Origin of the sequence: Pseudomonas sp. NBRC 111139, from assembly GCF_001753955.1 — a bacterium.
Classification (GTDB): domain Bacteria; phylum Pseudomonadota; class Gammaproteobacteria; order Pseudomonadales; family Pseudomonadaceae; genus Aquipseudomonas; species Aquipseudomonas alloputida.
Genome location: NZ_BCBP01000017.1, coordinates 111,815 through 127,874, shown reverse-complemented (window position 1 = coordinate 127,874; position 16,060 = coordinate 111,815). Strand labels below are relative to the sequence as shown.

The window sequence follows — 16,060 nt, the reverse complement described above, 5'->3', positions numbered from 1 at the left end:
TCGCCCATGGCACCGACCAGCGCGCACTGATCACGCCAACTGGATGAAAACCGAATAGCTGCCCAGCAACACCCAGAAGTACAGGAAAATCCAGGGCGTGCGCAAGGAAAACAGCAGCGATTTGCGGTGCCCCGCCTGAGAGGTTTCGGCCTCGCAGAACAGCGGCGACTCGTCATAGGCCAGCCCCATCATCGGCTCGCTGCGCAGCAGGTGGCTCTGCTTCATCTGCCAGTGCTCGATAATCCGGAAGGCCGCGCGGATGCCAGGCCAGGCATTCAGTGTACTGAGCACGCCGAGCAATGCGAGAAAAGCCGGGACCATCAAGGTGAACATCTCGCCCCAGCTTTGGTTCAGGTTACCCATCGATGACACGTAGGCGATCACCAGGAACGACTGGGCCGCAAGATAAGCGTCGGTACGGTTGGCCAGGATGGTGGTCTCATACTGAATTTCGCGTCGATAGAAATCCAGCCGCTCTTTGGGCGTACCGAACATCCTCTCGTTCGTCTGATCGATCTCATGTTCCGGCGTGGAAGGCGTGATGATTCGAGGCACTGCAGACTCCTTGATAGCGTGGGCCTCACCCATGCCAGCAAGCCCCGTCAGCGGTAGAGCCATGCGGTGGGTAAAAATTCACTGGGAATGGATGCATCAACCGCTCGTCGCTCAGCACGAAGATCCGCTTCAACACTGGCTTGGAGCACCTTTCGAACGGGAATGAGCGTTCCAAACCTGCAGGAGCTTCCAGCATGAGCGACTACCCTACCCCTCCATTCCCATCCCAACCGCAAAGCGTTCCCGGTTCCCAGCGCGAGATGGATCCTTATCCGGACTGCGGTGAGCAGAGCTACACCGGCAACAATCGCCTCGCAGGCAAGATCGCCTTGATAACCGGTGCTGACAGCGGCATCGGGCGTGCGGTGGCCATTGCCTATGCCCGAGAAGGCGCTGACGTTGCCATTGGCTATCTGAATGAACACGACGATGCGCAGGAAACCGCGCGCTGGGTCAAAGCGGCGGGCCGCCAGTGCCTGCTGCTGCCCGGCGACCTGGCACAGAAACAGCACTGCCATGACATCGTCGACAAGACCGTGGCGCAGTTTGGTCGCATCGATATCCTGGTCAACAACGCCGCGTTCCAGATGGCCCATGAGAGCCTGGACGACATTGACGACGATGAATGGGTAAAGACCTTCGATACCAACATCACCGCCATTTTCCGCATTTGCAAGCGCGCTCTGCCCTCGATGCCAAAAGGCGGCTCGATCATCAACACCAGCTCGGTCAACTCTGACGACCCGTCACCCAGCTTGTTGGCCTATGCGGCCACCAAAGGGGCCATTGCCAATTTCACTGCAGGCCTTGCGCAATTGCTGGGCAAGCAGGGCATTCGCGTCAACAGCGTCGCACCCGGCCCGATCTGGACCCCGCTGATCCCGGCCACCATGCCTGATGAGGCGGTGAGAAACTTCGGTTCCGGTTACCCGATGGGGCGGCCGGGTCAACCTGTGGAGGTGGCGCCAATCTATGTCTTGCTGGGGTCCGATGAAGCCAGCTACATCTCGGGTTCGCGGTACGCCGTGACGGGGGGCAAACCTATCCTTTGAATGTGCTGCCGAGGCCTGCATACGCGGGCCTTGGCGCTTCTGGCAGCGCGTAATCGCACCGAGACCTCGAAGCGCGCTTTGCCAGCCATCATCGACGTTGAACCCTGCCGCCCACTGTCACTCAATTCCATGCAAGCCATTGTTCATTCGCCCGCGACGAGGTGACACCATGAATGCTATCGATTTGCTGATTCAAGACCATGCGTTGGTCAAGAAACTGCTGGAAGAGCTCTGCGCGACCACCCAGGTTCAGCAGTGAAGACGCGCAGGCACCCCGCTACGCTGTTCAAGCTTCATCGGTCCAACGAGCGTCACCGAACGCTCGCGGGGCTTTCAACAACAATGTGAAGCTGCCGGTCAGTTGCTGACGCAGCTCTTTGGGCATGGAGAACGCGAAATGCACAAGCCATGAACCATCACCTAAATGGAACGTTTCACGGCGGTACAACGTGACTTGCTGTTCGGAAATACCGATGCACACGGCTACCGAAAAATCGCTTGGTTCTTCGTCCACGGGAGAGCCCCTGGCAAGCAAGCGCGCGCGGCGCTCTGATGGTGTGGCCCCTACTGGCAGATAAACACTGCCGACATCCTCAAGGCTTGGCCGTTCGCTCTTTTTTCCACTGCGCCCTGGAGACACCATCAGCGTAGCCGGTGACACCGATCGCTACCTGCTGAATGCGGCCGCCATGCTGAAGGAAAGCTTCGACCTGCTCGCAGATGCGCACATGGGCTTTTTGGGCCGCGCTGGGGTACGTCTGGGACATGTTGGCCTCTCGGTTATGAGCCACTGAACGACAGTCACCCGAGCAGGCACTATACACCCTGCAGTGCCATCAGCGTCTGAAGCCTGCCAAAACCCTGCTTTTGTCGACCGAAGGGCGTGGCCATGGTGAGCTGCAAGCGCACCAGCCCAGGAATGCTTGCTCGAACATATGGAAATACGTATATTCGGCTTTCCGCATGTACAGGCACCCCCATGATCACACCGCCCGATGTCTTCAAGAGCCTCTCTGACGAAACCCGCGCTCGCGCCACGCTGCTTATCGCCAGCCTGGGCGAACTGTGCGTCTGCGAACTGATGTGCGCGCTGGACGACAGCCAACCCAAGATCAGTCGCCATCTGGCACAACTGCGCAGCACTGGCATGCTGCTGGACCGCCGTCAGGGCCAATGGGTGTATTACCGCCTGAATCCGGAACTGCCTTCCTGGGTTCACGAAATGCTTCAGGTCACCTTGCACGCCAATTCGCAATGGCTGGCTGACAATGCCCTTCGGCTGAAGAACATGGACGGTCGCCCCGTGCGTGATTCCGTCTGCTGCTGATCATCACCAAGCGAGATTTTCATGCTGCCCGCCATTGCTGTCTTCGTGTTCACCCTCATACTCGTCATCTGGCAGCCCAAGGGGCTCGGTGTTGGCTGGAGCGCCGCGCTAGGCGCCATCATCGCCCTGGCTACAGGCGCCGTTTCACTGCATGACATCCCTGCCGTATGGGCCATTGTCTGGAACGCCACCGCCACGTTCATCGCGGTCATCATCATCAGCTTGCTGCTGGATGAGGCCGGTTTCTTCGAATGGGCCGCATTGCATGTGGCGCGTTGGGCAAACGGCAGCGGCTACCGCCTGTTCGCCTTCTGCGTACTGCTCGGCGCCGCTGTATCGGCGCTGTTCGCCAACGACGGTGCGGCGCTGATCCTCACCCCCATCGTCATGTCGATGCTGCTCGCGCTGCGCTTCTCACCTGCAGCGACACTGGCCTTTGTCATGGCCGCAGGCTTCATTGCCGACACGGCCAGCCTGCCGCTGGTGGTCTCCAACCTGGTCAATATCGTCTCGGCCGACTACTTCGGCCTGGGCTTCGCCGAATACGCATCGGTGATGGTGCCGGTGAATATCGCCAGCGTGGCGGCCACCCTGCTGGTGCTGTTTCTGTACTTCCGTCGTGATATCCCCAGGCAGTACGCGCTCGATGCGCTGAAGGCGCCAAGCGAGGCAATTCATGACAACGCCACCTTCAAAGTCGGTGGGTGGGTGCTGCTAGTGTTGCTTGCAGGCCTGTTCGTACTGGAACCTCTGGGCATCCCGATCAGTGCGGTGGCCGCCGTCTGTGCCGCAATCCTCTTTGCCGTGGCCGCTCGCGGTCACCGCATCTCAACCCGTCGCGTGCTGCGGGAAGCGCCGTGGCAGGTGGTGATTTTTTCTCTGGGCATGTATCTGGTGGTGTACGGCCTGAAGAACGCCGGCCTCACGGACATGCTCACCCACCTGCTGGACAGGCTTGCCGAGCAGGGCCTGTGGAGCGCGGCCATTGGCACCGGGTTGATCTCCGCGCTGCTGTCCTCAGTCATGAACAACATGCCCAGCGTGCTGATCGGCGCCTTGTCGATCCAGGCCAGCGGCGCAGAGGGCGTGGTACGTGAGGCGATGATCTACGCCAACGTCATCGGCTGCGACCTCGGCCCGAAGATCACCCCGATTGGCAGCCTCGCCACACTACTTTGGCTGCATGTGCTGGCGCGTAAAGGCATGCGCATCACCTGGGGTTACTACTTCAAGGTCGGCCTGCTGCTCACCGTACCGGTTTTGCTGATCACCCTTTCTGCTCTGGCACTGCGCCTGAGCCTCTGACGTTCGCCCCCAGCGGAGGAGCCCTCCATGCGAGTCCTGTTCATGTGCACGGCCAACAGCTGCCGCAGCATCCTTTCCGAAGCAATGTTCAACCACCTGGCACCGCCCGGTTTCGAGGCAGTCAGCGCTGGCAGTTTCCCCAAGGGCCAGGTGTTGCCACGCAGCCTGAGCACGTTGCAGCAGGCCAATATTTCGACAAAGGGCCTGAGCAGCAAAGGCAACGATGCATTCGAGGGCAACCCACCCGACATCGTCATCACCGTCTGCGACAAGGCCGCGGGCGAAGCCTGCCCGGTGTATTTCGGCCCTGCGCTGAAGTCGCATTGGGGGCTGGAAGACCCCTCCGATGTCGTGGGTGACGAAGCATCGGTCGATGCGGCGTTCCGCGCCACACTGGCCCGCATCGAGTCTCGCTGCCAGGCCTTCTTCGCACTGCCGTTCGATCAACTCGACCGCGAGCAGCTCAAGCACGCGCTGGATCGCATCGGCTCGCATTGAACAGGAAGAAATCATGTCCGAGCAACTGCCTAACCTCGACCTCACGCTGTTCGACCTGCCGCCTTCGGCAACCCCGACCAGCGAACACAAACCACGCATCCTGCTGCTGTACGGGTCTACCCGAGAACGCGCCTTCAGTCGCTTGCTGGTAGAAGAAGCCGCGCGCCTCCTGGAGCACTTCGGTGCCGAAACCCGCACCTTCGACCCGTCGGGCCTGCCGCTGCCTGACGATGTCCCCGTGGAGCATCCCAAGGTGCAGGAGCTGCGAGAACTGGTGCAATGGTCAGAAGGCCAGGTGTGGTGCTCGCCGGAGCGCCATGGGGCGATGTCTGCGGTGTTCAAGGCACAGATCGACTGGATTCCGTTGGCGCTGGGGGCATTGCGCCCCACCCAAGGCAAGACCCTGGCCGTGATGCAGGTGTGCGGCGGATCGCAGTCGTTCAACGTGGTCAACCAGTTGCGTGTGCTGGGCCGCTGGATGCGGATGTTCACCATCCCGAACCAGTCTTCGGTACCCAAGGCTTATCTGGAGTTCGACGACACCGGGCGGATGAAGCCATCGCCGTACTACGATCGCGTGGTTGATGTCATGGAGGAGCTGGTGAAGTTCACCGTGCTGCTGCGCGACCGCCAGGCATTCCTGGTGGATCGCTATTCGGAGCGCAAGGAAAGCGCCGAGCAGCTGTCTGAGCGGGTCAATCAGCGATCCATCTGACGCAAACGTGATTCAAGACAGTGGAAACGACAGGGTAGCGGCCAGCCCGCCACCCGCTCTGTTTTCAAGGCGTACCTGCCCCCCCATACGGTCGATGATGGTCGCGACGATGGAGAGCCCGAGGCCAGCACCATTTGGGCTGTTTCGGCTATAGAAGCGTTCGAATACACGGGATAGGCTCTCCTCGTCGATACCCGTCCCTTCATCCTCGACGACCAGTTCGATACGGCTGGCCAGGCGCCTCAGTGACACGGCGATGCGCCCCCCAGGCGGTGAGTGTTCTACCGCGTTGGACACCAGGTTCTGTAGCGCAATGCCCAGCGCGCCGGCGTCGATCTGCAGGTGGTGGCCCCCTTCGTCGATGTCCAGCGAGGGTTCCAGGCCACGGTCCAGTATCCATGGGGTCAATTCAGCCAGCGTTTCGGTGACGACCTCGGCCAGGTCGATCCGGGCGCTGGCTCGCTGCCCCAGTTTTGGCTCAACGCGGGCCAATGTCAGCAACTGGTTGACCACCCGTGTCAGCCGATCGACCCCGCCCACAAGAAAGCCCAGGGCTTTCTCGCGCTCGGCATCATTGCTGGCGGCCAGCGCGTTCTGCGCGTGCAGCCGCAGTACGGCCAGAGGCGTACGCATTTCGTGGGCAGCATCGGCAATGAAGCGATGCTCACGCCGCAGCAGATCGTCGATCTGCGCCAGCAAGCGATTGATGGCCGCCTGCATGGGCTCCAGTTCAGTGGGAAGCGGTACCAGTTGCAGCGGCTCCAGCGAATCGGCATGGCGCCTGCGGATGACATTGGCCATGTTCTGCAGTGGCCGTAGCCCCCAGCCGATCGCAGCCCACACCAGCAGTGCCAACGCCAGGCTGCCAAGCAGGAACGGGAACAGCGTGTGGCGAACGATGCGGTCGATCAGGTCGTAGCGCACATCATCACGCTCACCCACCCAGATAAGCCAGTGCTTTTCTGGCACCGGCAAAACGAAACCGCGCCATTGCTCACCGCCACTGGAAAAGTCGTAGAACCCTGGAGCAGTGGGTGGTGGGTCAATGGGCGGCGCACTGGGTGTATGCACCAGCAACGCCATGCCTTCACCCCAGACCTGGAATGCCAGCTTGCTTTCGTAAGGGTGGCCCACCTGGTGCCGCCCCGCTTTGCCCAAGGCATCGTTGAAGGCCTCATACAGCGCCTCACGCGAGCCCTCTTGTACCGGCATGCTCATGACGCCTTGCAGCAAACGCGCGTTCTGGGCCAGGTGCGCGTCATACACCTCGTTAATTTCGTGGCTGCTGTCATGGTAGTTATAGAGCGCGAGCAGGCCGGTGCCCAGTAGCAGCAAGAGCATCACGCGCCACAGCGTACGCTGGCGTAGCGAGCTCATGCCTTGACCTCGACCAGATAGCCAATGCCGCGCACCGTGCGAATCAGGCCGTTGAACAGCTTCTTGCGCAGGTGGTAGATGTTCACCTCCAGCGTGTTGCTCTCCGGTTCTTCATCCCAGCCATACAGCAGTTGAGTGAGGCGCTCACGTGTGAATACCTTGCCGGGATGTGCCAGCAACTCATGCAACAGCACATACTCTTTGGGGGTGAGCACAACTTCGACGCCGTTGTAATGCACTTGTTGGGTGGTCGGGTCCAGGCTGACCCCTGCATGCTCGATCAGTACCTTGGCGCGCCCGACGCTGCGCCGCAGCAAGGCGCGCAAGCGCGCCTTGAGCTCGTTGAGGTCGAAAGGCTTGACCAGATAATCATCGGCGCCGGCATCCAGGCCGGCAATGCGATCATCAAGGGCATCCCGCGCGGTGAGGATCAGCACCGGCAAGCTGTCGCCGCCGGCGCGTAATCGCCTGAGTAGCTCGAGGCCATCCATACGGGGCAATCCAAGATCCAGGATCAGCAGGTCGAAGGTCTCGTGTTGCAGCGCATGCAAGCCACTGACACCGTCCCGCAACCAGTCGAGGGTGTACCCCTCCTGGCGCAAGCCGTCGCAGATCCCTTCCCCCAGTGCAATGTCATCCTCAACCAGCAACAGCCGCATGTTCAGTCCTGTTTGTCCTTGATGGCCTTGAGTAAAGCATCGATATCGGCACGCCGGCCCTGGTCAGCCAACTCACGCCCCGGCCGGGGCGGTGCCTGCAAGGCTTTCTGCAGGGCTGCGGTAGCTTCAGGGTAGCGCTTTTGCCGATACAGATGATCAGCCCAGAAATAGTTGCTGTCGATACCGTTGGGGTTGATCTGCAAGGCTTTGCGCAGCATCTTGTCGGCCATTTCGGCATCACCGAAACCGATAGGCCAGCCGGGCACCTGATCATACAGCGTGCCCAGGCTGGTGTAGGCCGAACCTTGCAGGGCGTTGGGGTCCAGCTTCATGGCCTGCTCCAGGCTGGCTTTCGCCGCCTTGACCTTGCCCAGTGCACCGAGGCCACCCGTCGCCCCCGCCCAACTGCTGTTGATGATGCCCTCCCAGATCAAGGGTTCAGGTGTGCCCGGATACTGATGAACAAACGTTGCTGCATCGCCTGCCAGCTTTTCGAAGGCGTCGGCACGCGTGTCCTTGGGCATTTGGTACTGAATCTGCGCCCAGCGCTGCTGCAGATCACTCAGGCGCTGGCTGCCTGCCTGGTCCAATGCCCAGGTGAAGGGTGCAAATGCCAGCAAGCTGGCAATGAACAGACGCTTCATTTGTTCGACTCCTTGGAATGGCTGCCGATATAGCGGCGAATGACTGGCAGTTGCTTGCGCAGTGCGCGATCGACTATGCCCGGCAACATCCCGTTGATACGCACGAAGAGCTTTTCCGGCCACCCCAGATAAAGCTCGGTGCGCTCGGATTGCACCGCCTCGAGCACAGCACGGGCGACGTCCGCAGGGTCGTCCATGCCAACTTTCAGCGCTTGATTGAGCGCAGTCGCAGCACTGCTGTTCATCGTTGTGCGGGTCGCCCGGGGGGCGGCATACAGCACGTTCACCGTGGTGTCGGCCAACTCGCGGCGCAGCGCTTCCGAAAAACCACGCAGCGCAAACTTGCTGGCGCAGTAGGTGGCGTAGCCGGGGTAGCCGATCGAGCCATAGGTCGACCCGACATTGACCACCAACGCCTTGGGCTGAGCACGCAGCAACGGCAGGCAGGCCCGGGTCAGTTGCAAGGGTGCCTTCAGGTTGATGTCCAATAGCTCGTCCAGCGCATACTCATCCAGCTGGTCGAGCAGAGCGAAGCGATTCACGCCAGCCGCGTTGATCAGCACATTGACAGCCCCCATCTCGCGTGCCCGCTCGATGACATGTTCGCGCCCTGACGGGCTGCGCAGGTCGGCCTCCTGCCAGCGCAGACGATCAGGGTACCGGTTCATCAGGCCAGCCAGCTTGCCCATATGCCGACTGACGGCCAACACCTGGGCACCGGCAGCGCAGAGCTGTTCAGCCAATTCCAGGCCTATGCCCCCACTGGCGCCGGTGAGGATTACCACGGACTCAGCCAAACGCATGGTGCACCTCTTGCTGCCCGGCACGCGGCAAGCCCTGGAACATCTCGGTGTACAAGCGGTAGACGACCTTGGCCGCGTGGAGGACGGCCTGCTGGTCACCGGCATCGTCGAGGCGGTCCATCAACTGTTTGTAGGTCACCATGTGCTCCTGGTCGAGCGCACCGTGCGAGCTGAGGTAGCTGAACGCCTGGTCAGGCAGTGCCAATGTGTTCTGGATAACGCCTGCCGCCTGGGTGGCCAGGGCAATGCTGGTGCCTTCGAGCACGTTGACCATGCCGAACAACCCGACTGGGTTGCCACGGGCGATCAGGTCGTACAGGTAGGCGACCATCAGCTCGATGGATTGCACCGGCTGGCCATCGCGCACGGCCTCCCAGTCACCGCCGCACGCTTTGATGTCGTTGAGGATCCACTGCTCGTGGCCGTATTCCTCTTCAATGTATTCGCAGACCGCGCCGCGCAGCCACTCCAGCCGCAGCGGCAATCGAGCCCCACAGGCCATCATCAGCGGCACGGTATGGCGCACGTGGTAATAGGCCTGGGTCAGGAAGGCGACGTAGCTGTCCAGGCTGACCTGGCCGGCCAGCGCTTCGCGGATCACCGGTACGGCGAACAGCGCCTGACGCTCTTGGGCGGTTTGTACTTGCAGGGTGTCGAAAAAGGACATTGTGAACCTCACAACGAGATGTCGGACAATAGGGTGTGGTAACGCTGCAAGATCGCCTCACGTCGCGGGCGGCCATTGGCAGTCAGGGTTTCGTCAAGCGTGCTAAGAGGCACTGGCAAGCGGCGCCAGGCGTGCACCCTGGCGTAATCGGGCAATCGCGCGTTGCATTGCTGTACGGCCTGTTCGATGGCCTCGTCGCTGATGCCGGGATCCAGCGGCCAGAGCAAGGCAAGGTTGCGTGGCAAGGCCTCGCCATGCACGAAAGCCTGGGCGATCACGCCACTTTGGCTCAGCTCGGCTTCCACCCACTCCGGGTTGACGTTGCGCCCGAAGCTGGTGATGAACTGATGCTTCTTGCGGCCATCCAGGTAGAGGTAGCCCTCCTCATCGAGGTGCCCTACATCGCCTGTTGCCCACCACTGCCCGGTTACAGGCGGCTCTCCCAGATAGCCCAGCAATGTCGAGCCGGCCACCAGGACTTCGCCATCCTCGGCGATGCGCACCTGCACATGCGGCAATGGCTTGCCGACGCTCCCGGGGCGCACAGCCCCTGTGCGGTTGAGCGCCACTACCGAGGCGCACTCAGACAAGCCGTAACCTTCGAACACCGGCAAACCGACCGCCTCGGCCCGCGCGAGCAGGCTTGGCGATACCCGAGCGCCGCCTACCGCCACCAGACGCAGAGGGCCGACCCGCATCAGCCCGCGTTCGATCGCTGTCACCAGCCCCATCAGCAGTTGCGGCACAAGGATCAGGCTCTGCGCACCACTGAGGGCGATTGCGCCCAGCAGGCGCTTGAAATCGACCTGGCTTGCGCCTCCCATCCCCAACTGCTGCTGCGGATAGAGCTGCACACAAGCGCCAGCCATGAGCGCGGCGTAGACGCCCAGGTTTTCCAGCAGAACACCCAGTGGCAGTACCGCCAGGTATCGCTGCGGCTCGGTTGGGCGGCTGGCGGCCTCCAGCTCATGCGCCACACGCAGCAGGGTTTCAGCGCTCAGGCACACGCCTTTGGGCGTGCCGGTGCTACCGGAGGTGTAAGTGATCTTGGCTGTGCCCTCAGGCAGCGCCGGGGCGACAAAACTGTCACGCTGCCACACGCCAGCTGGCGCCTGCCGGGCAAAGCCAAGCGCAACGAGCTGTTCGGCCCACTGCGCCTCGCACACGACCGCCGTGACTCCGCTTTGCTGCAAGCAGTGCTGGAACTGGGTCGCGCTGAAAAACGACGGCACTGTCACAGTGGCGCGTTCGGCGAACAGCGCCGCCAAATCCCAGAATAGCGCCTCGGGCCCGTTATCCAGCACCACGGCGAAGGTTCCTGGTGGTTGGCTACGCAGGCAGCCCGCCCGAGATTCGACTTCGTCGAGCAGTTGCCGGTAGGTGTAACGCTGCGCATCGCCCTGGACGGCCACGGCGTCAGGATGTTCCAGCGCGTGCTGGCGCAACAGTGCCTGAAAGGCAGTCAGTTCATGCCGCATGGCCGGTCTCCAGGGTTAGCATGGGAAACCCAAGCCGCTCGAACATGCCCGCCTGCTTCAGGGCATCGAAGCCAAAGCCTATGTTGCCGGCAAATACCTGGGGTCGCTGGTCGTAGTAGGTCCCCCATTGGTCCACTTGGCCCTGCAAGCGCGCAGGATCCGCTGAGGCCAGAACAGTGGGCACCAGCCCCAGTCGCTGGAAACTGTTGAACAGTGTCGCGGCGCCCGTGAATGCGACCCACTCCAAACCGCGCATGGCCAGCAACCACGTCACGGCAATGATCATTATTCGAGCGCTGCCGGCGCTGAGCGAGGCCAGGTTGCCTACTTCTACCATGCAGTTGCGATCCGGTGAGGCACCGGTTACCCGTGAAACAGCGGACTCAAGAGGCTCGTCCAGGTACCGCTCAAGAAAGAGCGGCCCTTCGCTGGCCGGTCGCATGCCCGCCGCCGCAATCAGGCGACCGTGGCTACCCTGCAAGGCAAGCAGTTCCGGCAGGTAATGCTGCACATCCGCCTGGTGCACGCAGGCAAAGCGCTCGTGTATGAAGTGCTCCAGCTCGCCTCGCCCATGTTCGCCGCTGAGGTGAAGAGAAAGATGCGCCTGATGATCGGCATGGCTACCGATGGGTAACGGAAGCAAACTGTGCCATTGATGAGTCTGAGTCATGAAATTTCCCCGCCTGGGTGCGACGGAGGGAATTATCGGGGCCGAATCTGAATGCAATCTGAAGTCGGCTACTGTCGGAGCGCCTCAGCCCGGTGCTCGTTCATGTGCTGAATTGATTATGACCGGGCACGACGCGTGCCCAGCTCGATCCAGACGGGTGCATGGTCGCTGGCCTTGGCCTGGTTACGCACCCACGCATCGACACCCGCCCGCTTCAGATAAGGCGCAAGCTCGGGGTTGAGCAACAGATGATCGATCCGCAACCCGGCATTGCGGGCCCAGTGGTTACGGAAATAGTCCCAGAAGGTGTAGACACGCTCGTCCGGGTACAGATGGCGTATGGCATCGAGCCAGCCCTGATCAAGCAGTCGTCGGTAACACGCTCGCGACTCAGGCTGCAGCAGTGCGTCCTTCAGCCAGGAACGCGGGTTATAGATGTCCATGTCGGTGGGCACGACATTGAAATCCCCTGCCAGCAGCGTGGGGTGGCCACTTCCATAGAGGCTGCGTGCATGCTGGATCAGGCATTCGAACCAGTGCAGCTTGTAATCGAACTTGGGCCCGGGCTGCGGGTTGCCGTTCGGCAGGTAGAGGCAAGCGACCAACACCCCGTGTGCCGCAGCTTCCAGATAGCGGCTCTGGCTGTCCTCTTCCAGGCCGGGCAAGCCGCGGCGAACCTCGAGCGGATCGCTGCCCCGCACCAGAATGGCCACGCCGTTCCATGACGGTTGCCCATGATGAAGGCTGCCATAGCCTGCTGCCTCCAGCTCCGCGCGAGGGAACTGCTGATCGGCCGCCTTCAGCTCCTGCAGGCAGGCAATGTCGGGCTGCTCCCGCTCCAGCCAGGCCAGCAGCGCCGGCAAACGGCTGCGGATGCCATTGATGTTGAAGGTGGCAATCTTCAGCGCTTTCATGCGTCCGGGTCGCTCACATGGGCCTGCACGGCATCTTCCAGCGCGCGGATATGCGCCTCATCGGCCAGCGCCTTGAGCGCCAACCAGTCATCCCAGTCGATGGCACCGTCGTCGCGCAGGGCCTCGGCTGTGCGAAGCAGTTCATGGTGGTAGGCATCCGGTGACGCGCGCCGGTAACTGATGTCGTCGTACTGGGCGTACCAGGCTTCAAGCTCGGGAATGTTGCGTTCGATGCTCATGAAAGCGTCCTCGCTGTACCCTTTGCTTGTCAGAACCCGGGCACAGCGCGACGTTCAATCAGGCGTCACTGAAAGTAATGGGGATACCGTGCCATGTCGCTCTCCAGCTTGTCCGCATCCGCTGCCCTCTTGCGCACTTCGGCATAAAACAGCTGGCACTGGTTCTGAAACCTGGTGAAATCGCGGTTGGCGGTTTCAATGGCACTGCTCCGGTCGCTGCCCGCGAGGCCTTCGACAAGCCGCTGTGACGAGGTATACGCCTGCCAGCAGGCTTCAACCTGCTGCAGCCCCTTTGCAAGGTTCTCGGTGTCGATAGTCGCCATTGCAGCACCCTCTTTGGACCGAGCCTGGTCCGTCGGTGTGAATCGCCAGAGCGACGATAACGGGATGAAGCCTGTAACGACGCGCTTCGGCTGAGAGCGTAGACCATTCCAACGCAGATGACGCAGTGTCAACGCAGATAGTCCTGAACCCACTTCACCCAACAATCAGCGCCAATTTTCACCAACGCATCATTGAAATCGTAGTGGGGGTTATGCACCGAGCACCCATGGAACTCGCCGGTGCCATTGCCCAGCATGAAGTAACAGCCCGGCCGCGCCTGCAACATGTAGGCAAAGTCTTCGGTGCCCATGACCTTCTTCGGCATCTTGTCCAGCAACGCGCCGTCGGCGAACAACGGCCTCAGGCTGTCACGCAGCAACGCGCTTTCGTGATCGCTGTTGCACAAGGCGGGCGCCAGTTGGGTGAATTGCACCTCGATCTCCACGCCATAGCTTTCTGCGTGCCCCTTGGCCAGGGCGTCAATGCGGCTGTTGATCTTCTGCTGGGTCTGGGCCGTGTCAGTGCGCACGCTCAGCAACATACAGGCCTCGTCAGGGATGATGTTGTAGACGGTGCCGGCCTGGATCATGCCGATGCTGATCACGGCGTAGTCCTCGACGCTCAGATTGCGCGACTTGATGGTCTGGATGCCACTGATCAGGCTGTTCAACGCCATCACCGGGTCTACCGACAGCTCAGGCATCGCTCCATGCCCACCTTTGCCGGTAATCCGAATGCTGACACGTTCGGAAGACGCCATGGTGGGCCCCGCCTGCACCACGCACGTGCCCACCGGCAGGCCGGGCATGTTATGCAGCGCATACACCGAGTCGCACGGGAAGCGCTCGAACAGGCCGTCGTCGATCATCGCCTTGGCCCCCGCCAGGCCTTCCTCGTCGGGCTGGAATATCACGTTCAACGTCCCGTTGAACTGGCGCGTAGCCGCCAGTTGCGCAGCGGCTGCCAGCAGGATCGCGGTATGCCCGTCATGGCCACAGGCATGCATGCGGCCGGGGAGCTTGCTGGCATGCGCAAACGCATTCTTTTCGCCCATCGGCAGTGCGTCCATGTCTGCACGCAAACCGATGCTGCGCGGGCTGTCCCCCACTTTCAGCACGCCGACCACACCATGCCCACCTACATTGCGATGCACTTCATAGCCCAACGCTTGCAGCTTGTCGGCTACCAGGGCCGCTGTATCGGAGGTGTCGCCGCCAATTTCCGGCGCAGCGTGGATCTGCCGGCGCAGCATGACGAACTCATCCAGCTCGGCGGCTGAGCTCGGTGTTTGATTGCTCTGCAAAATACCCATATCACTCGCATCCTTTATTTTCGGGGAAGTACCTGAGGCAGGCCAGGCTGACGATGCCGCCGGCCAGCAAGAAGTAAGCTGGCGCCAACGGCGTGCCCAGCGCTGCAATCAGCCAGGTGGCCACCAACGGCGAAAAACCACCGAACAGGGTCACACCCAGGCTGTAGCTGACCGAGGTGCCGAACGAGCGCCTGGCCTTCGGGAAGCCCTCCATGATCAGCGCGAAGAACGCACCGGCACCGATACAGGTCGGCAAGATCAGGATCGCCACGCCCATCATGGCCAGGCCCATGTGCTGCACGTGCCCAAGCAGATAGAACACGGGCAGGGTCAACACCACCGGCGCGGCGACCGTCCACACCAGCAGGCGTTTTCTGAGCTGATACTTGTCGGCGAATTTGCCGGCCAACGGGCAGATGACGGCCATGCAACCGCTACTGATGCAGGCAATCGCCATCGCGCTGCCGGGTGGGTAATGCAAGGCGGTGGTCAGGTAGGTCGGCATGTAGAACACGAACAGGTACATGCCAATGGTCGAGCTGGCCATCAGGCCGATGCCTTGGGCGATGCGTTTGAGCAGTTCGGCATCCAGCCCCTGCTCTGCCTTCTGCGCCGGTGCGGCCTCATGGGTTTCCGGCAACCGCGTGCGTATGTACCAACCGACCGGCCCGATCAGCAGGCCGAAGATGAACGGTATGCGCCATCCCCAGCTTTCCAGCGCCGTGGGGTCGAGCAACTGGCTGAGGGCCAGGCCAAAGCCGGCCCCTACCAAGGCGGCATAGCCTTGGCTGGCGGCCTGCCAGCTGACGCTCTGGCAGCGATTGCCGACTGCACTGGATTCCATCAGGAACACCGACGCGGTACCGACCTCCCCGCCTGCCGACATGCCCTGGATGAGCCGGCCGGTCACCAGCAGCAAGGTGGCGAAAATCCCGATCTGTGAATACGTGGGCGCAAAGGCAATCATTGCGGTGCCCAGGGTCATCAGCCCGATGGTCAGGCTCAAAGCGGCCTTGCGTCCATGCCGGTCAGCATAGCGGCCGATGACCATCGCCCCGACCGGGCGCATCAGGAAACCGACGCCAAAGGTGGCCAGCGACATCAACAACGACGCCATGGCCGAGTCAGAGGGGAAGAAGTGCTTGCCGATCAGTACAGCGAAGAAGCTGTAGATCGTGAAGTCGTACATTTCCAGCGCATTGCCCAACGAGCAGGCGACCAAGGTTTTACGGGAGGACGATACCTGCGCGGCTGAATGCGCACCTTTTTGCAGGCTCGGCGATGTGGGTAGCGGTCTGATCATTGTTGTCTCCGTTGGCAAATCGCGGCGTGCAGCGAATATCAGCCAATCGGGCACCCAATACACTTGCAGTTTCGGCATAGGGATAACCAATGATTAATTAGCTGGCGCGATCGTTGGCCAAATTGCCCTGAGCTGGCGCACAGTCCGCCCTCGCTCCGCGCGCGGCCCCAATAACGCCCACAAATCAGCAGCCGTAGCGCAGCGTTGACGCAGGTACG

At 61.6% G+C, this 16,060-nt stretch carries 20 protein-coding genes and 1 pseudogene; 6 read left to right on the top strand and 15 right to left on the bottom strand.

Annotation, left to right across the window (positions count from 1 at the left end):
• Positions 1-30 precede the first annotated feature (30 nt).
• A complete protein-coding gene (locus tag BJQ17_RS03310) occupies positions 31-555 on the bottom strand; it encodes a hypothetical protein (RefSeq protein WP_070095518.1) in 525 nt (174 codons plus the stop codon).
• A gap of 194 nt (positions 556-749) precedes the next feature.
• Between BJQ17_RS03310 and BJQ17_RS03305 the strand changes: the two genes are divergently transcribed.
• Together BJQ17_RS03305 and BJQ17_RS30820 are read left to right on the top strand one after the other, a co-directional pair.
• Positions 750-1,607 carry an SDR family oxidoreductase gene (locus BJQ17_RS03305; RefSeq protein ID WP_070095517.1) on the top strand — a complete coding sequence of 286 codons (858 nt, stop codon included), beginning with the start codon at positions 750-752 and terminating at the stop codon, positions 1,605-1,607.
• A 169-nt stretch (positions 1,608-1,776) separates the two neighbouring features.
• A pseudogene (locus tag BJQ17_RS30820) lies at positions 1,777-1,854 on the top strand (hemerythrin domain-containing protein); the annotation flags it as partial.
• A 39-nt stretch (positions 1,855-1,893) separates the two neighbouring features.
• Here the strand turns inward: BJQ17_RS30820 and BJQ17_RS03300 are convergent.
• Both BJQ17_RS03300 and BJQ17_RS31555 read right to left on the bottom strand, forming a co-directional pair.
• Complete coding sequence (locus BJQ17_RS03300; RefSeq protein ID WP_003254020.1) at positions 1,894-2,121, bottom strand: hypothetical protein; 228 nt, start codon at positions 2,119-2,121, stop codon at positions 1,894-1,896.
• A gap of 79 nt (positions 2,122-2,200) precedes the next feature.
• The gene (locus BJQ17_RS31555; RefSeq protein ID WP_019751183.1) at positions 2,201-2,374 is read right to left on the bottom strand and encodes a hypothetical protein; all 174 of its coding nucleotides are present in this window, start codon (positions 2,372-2,374) and stop codon (positions 2,201-2,203) included.
• A 212-nt stretch (positions 2,375-2,586) separates the two neighbouring features.
• Between BJQ17_RS31555 and BJQ17_RS03295 the strand changes: the two genes are divergently transcribed.
• Genes BJQ17_RS03295 through arsH form a run of 4 tightly spaced genes read left to right on the top strand, consistent with a single transcriptional unit; the run spans position 2,587 to position 5,452 of the window.
• Positions 2,587-2,934: a metalloregulator ArsR/SmtB family transcription factor gene (locus BJQ17_RS03295; protein WP_003254021.1), complete on the top strand. Its 348-nt coding sequence runs from the start codon at positions 2,587-2,589 to the stop codon at positions 2,932-2,934.
• 21 nt (positions 2,935-2,955) lie between these two features.
• Positions 2,956-4,239, top strand: a complete 1,284-nt coding sequence (locus tag BJQ17_RS03290) for an arsenic transporter (RefSeq protein WP_070095516.1) — start codon at positions 2,956-2,958, stop codon at positions 4,237-4,239.
• Between the two features lie 27 nt (positions 4,240-4,266).
• Positions 4,267-4,737: an arsenate reductase ArsC gene (locus BJQ17_RS03285; RefSeq protein ID WP_054888223.1), complete on the top strand. Its 471-nt coding sequence runs from the start codon at positions 4,267-4,269 to the stop codon at positions 4,735-4,737.
• 13 nt (positions 4,738-4,750) lie between these two features.
• Positions 4,751-5,452: an arsenical resistance protein ArsH gene (arsH, locus tag BJQ17_RS03280; protein ID WP_004576503.1), complete on the top strand. Its 702-nt coding sequence runs from the start codon at positions 4,751-4,753 to the stop codon at positions 5,450-5,452.
• A gap of 12 nt (positions 5,453-5,464) precedes the next feature.
• Here arsH and BJQ17_RS03275 read toward each other — a convergent pair whose 3' ends face one another.
• From BJQ17_RS03275 to BJQ17_RS03220, 12 genes are all read right to left on the bottom strand, one after another.
• On the bottom strand, positions 5,465-6,829 hold the full coding sequence (locus BJQ17_RS03275; protein ID WP_054888221.1) for a HAMP domain-containing sensor histidine kinase: 1,365 nt from the start codon (positions 6,827-6,829) through the stop codon (positions 5,465-5,467).
• Complete coding sequence (locus tag BJQ17_RS03270; protein ID WP_004576502.1) at positions 6,826-7,488, bottom strand: response regulator; 663 nt, start codon at positions 7,486-7,488, stop codon at positions 6,826-6,828. The genes BJQ17_RS03275 and BJQ17_RS03270 overlap by 4 nt, the downstream gene beginning before the upstream one ends.
• A gap of 2 nt (positions 7,489-7,490) precedes the next feature.
• On the bottom strand, positions 7,491-8,132 hold the full coding sequence (locus tag BJQ17_RS03265) for a hypothetical protein (protein WP_003254032.1): 642 nt from the start codon (positions 8,130-8,132) through the stop codon (positions 7,491-7,493).
• On the bottom strand, positions 8,129-8,935 hold the full coding sequence (locus BJQ17_RS03260) for an SDR family oxidoreductase (protein WP_004576501.1): 807 nt from the start codon (positions 8,933-8,935) through the stop codon (positions 8,129-8,131). The genes BJQ17_RS03265 and BJQ17_RS03260 overlap by 4 nt, the downstream gene beginning before the upstream one ends.
• Positions 8,922-9,602, bottom strand: coding sequence for a TenA family transcriptional regulator (locus tag BJQ17_RS03255; RefSeq protein ID WP_003254035.1), 681 nt, complete (start codon positions 9,600-9,602; stop codon positions 8,922-8,924). The genes BJQ17_RS03260 and BJQ17_RS03255 overlap by 14 nt, the downstream gene beginning before the upstream one ends.
• A gap of 8 nt (positions 9,603-9,610) precedes the next feature.
• On the bottom strand, positions 9,611-11,080 hold the full coding sequence (locus BJQ17_RS03250) for an AMP-binding protein (protein WP_003254036.1): 1,470 nt from the start codon (positions 11,078-11,080) through the stop codon (positions 9,611-9,613).
• A complete protein-coding gene (locus BJQ17_RS03245) occupies positions 11,070-11,750 on the bottom strand; it encodes a thermostable hemolysin (RefSeq protein ID WP_070095515.1) in 681 nt (226 codons plus the stop codon). The genes BJQ17_RS03250 and BJQ17_RS03245 overlap by 11 nt, the downstream gene beginning before the upstream one ends.
• Before the next feature lie 116 nt (positions 11,751-11,866).
• Positions 11,867-12,664 (bottom strand): exodeoxyribonuclease III, encoded by a 798-nt coding sequence (gene xth / locus BJQ17_RS03240; protein WP_070095514.1) that lies wholly within the window; start codon positions 12,662-12,664, stop codon positions 11,867-11,869.
• Positions 12,661-12,903 carry a hypothetical protein gene (locus BJQ17_RS03235; RefSeq protein WP_003254042.1) on the bottom strand — a complete coding sequence of 81 codons (243 nt, stop codon included), beginning with the start codon at positions 12,901-12,903 and terminating at the stop codon, positions 12,661-12,663. The genes xth and BJQ17_RS03235 overlap by 4 nt, the downstream gene beginning before the upstream one ends.
• A 65-nt stretch (positions 12,904-12,968) precedes the next feature.
• Positions 12,969-13,226 (bottom strand): hypothetical protein, encoded by a 258-nt coding sequence (locus BJQ17_RS03230; RefSeq protein ID WP_003254043.1) that lies wholly within the window; start codon positions 13,224-13,226, stop codon positions 12,969-12,971.
• A 128-nt stretch (positions 13,227-13,354) separates the two neighbouring features.
• Positions 13,355-14,539, bottom strand: a complete 1,185-nt coding sequence (locus BJQ17_RS03225; RefSeq protein WP_070095513.1) for a M20 aminoacylase family protein — start codon at positions 14,537-14,539, stop codon at positions 13,355-13,357.
• 1 nt (position 14,540) lies between these two features.
• Entirely contained in the window at positions 14,541-15,842 is a 1,302-nt protein-coding gene (locus BJQ17_RS03220) for an MFS transporter (RefSeq protein ID WP_070095512.1), read from the bottom strand.
• Between the last annotated feature and the right edge of the window lie 218 nt (positions 15,843-16,060).

What these genes read in the sequence shown, in the direction of transcription:
- BJQ17_RS03305 (WP_070095517.1), top strand. Translation starts at nt 750, where the DNA reads ATGAGCGACTACCCTACCCCTCCATTCCCATCCCAACCGCAAAGCGTT.
- BJQ17_RS31555 (WP_019751183.1), bottom strand. Translation starts at nt 2,374, where the DNA reads ATGTCCCAGACGTACCCCAGCGCGGCCCAAAAAGCCCATGTGCGCATC.
- BJQ17_RS03295 (WP_003254021.1), top strand. Translation starts at nt 2,587, where the DNA reads ATGATCACACCGCCCGATGTCTTCAAGAGCCTCTCTGACGAAACCCGC.
- BJQ17_RS03290 (WP_070095516.1), top strand. Translation starts at nt 2,956, where the DNA reads ATGCTGCCCGCCATTGCTGTCTTCGTGTTCACCCTCATACTCGTCATC.
- BJQ17_RS03285 (WP_054888223.1), top strand. Translation starts at nt 4,267, where the DNA reads ATGCGAGTCCTGTTCATGTGCACGGCCAACAGCTGCCGCAGCATCCTT.
- arsH (WP_004576503.1), top strand. Translation starts at nt 4,751, where the DNA reads ATGTCCGAGCAACTGCCTAACCTCGACCTCACGCTGTTCGACCTGCCG.
- BJQ17_RS03275 (WP_054888221.1), bottom strand. Translation starts at nt 6,829, where the DNA reads ATGAGCTCGCTACGCCAGCGTACGCTGTGGCGCGTGATGCTCTTGCTG.
- BJQ17_RS03270 (WP_004576502.1), bottom strand. Translation starts at nt 7,488, where the DNA reads ATGCGGCTGTTGCTGGTTGAGGATGACATTGCACTGGGGGAAGGGATC.
- BJQ17_RS03265 (WP_003254032.1), bottom strand. Translation starts at nt 8,132, where the DNA reads ATGAAGCGTCTGTTCATTGCCAGCTTGCTGGCATTTGCACCCTTCACC.
- BJQ17_RS03260 (WP_004576501.1), bottom strand. Translation starts at nt 8,935, where the DNA reads ATGCGTTTGGCTGAGTCCGTGGTAATCCTCACCGGCGCCAGTGGGGGC.
- BJQ17_RS03255 (WP_003254035.1), bottom strand. Translation starts at nt 9,602, where the DNA reads ATGTCCTTTTTCGACACCCTGCAAGTACAAACCGCCCAAGAGCGTCAG.
- BJQ17_RS03250 (WP_003254036.1), bottom strand. Translation starts at nt 11,080, where the DNA reads ATGCGGCATGAACTGACTGCCTTTCAGGCACTGTTGCGCCAGCACGCG.
- BJQ17_RS03245 (WP_070095515.1), bottom strand. Translation starts at nt 11,750, where the DNA reads ATGACTCAGACTCATCAATGGCACAGTTTGCTTCCGTTACCCATCGGT.
- xth (WP_070095514.1), bottom strand. Translation starts at nt 12,664, where the DNA reads ATGAAAGCGCTGAAGATTGCCACCTTCAACATCAATGGCATCCGCAGC.
- BJQ17_RS03235 (WP_003254042.1), bottom strand. Translation starts at nt 12,903, where the DNA reads ATGAGCATCGAACGCAACATTCCCGAGCTTGAAGCCTGGTACGCCCAG.
- BJQ17_RS03230 (WP_003254043.1), bottom strand. Translation starts at nt 13,226, where the DNA reads ATGGCGACTATCGACACCGAGAACCTTGCAAAGGGGCTGCAGCAGGTT.
- BJQ17_RS03225 (WP_070095513.1), bottom strand. Translation starts at nt 14,539, where the DNA reads ATGGGTATTTTGCAGAGCAATCAAACACCGAGCTCAGCCGCCGAGCTG.
- BJQ17_RS03220 (WP_070095512.1), bottom strand. Translation starts at nt 15,842, where the DNA reads ATGATCAGACCGCTACCCACATCGCCGAGCCTGCAAAAAGGTGCGCAT.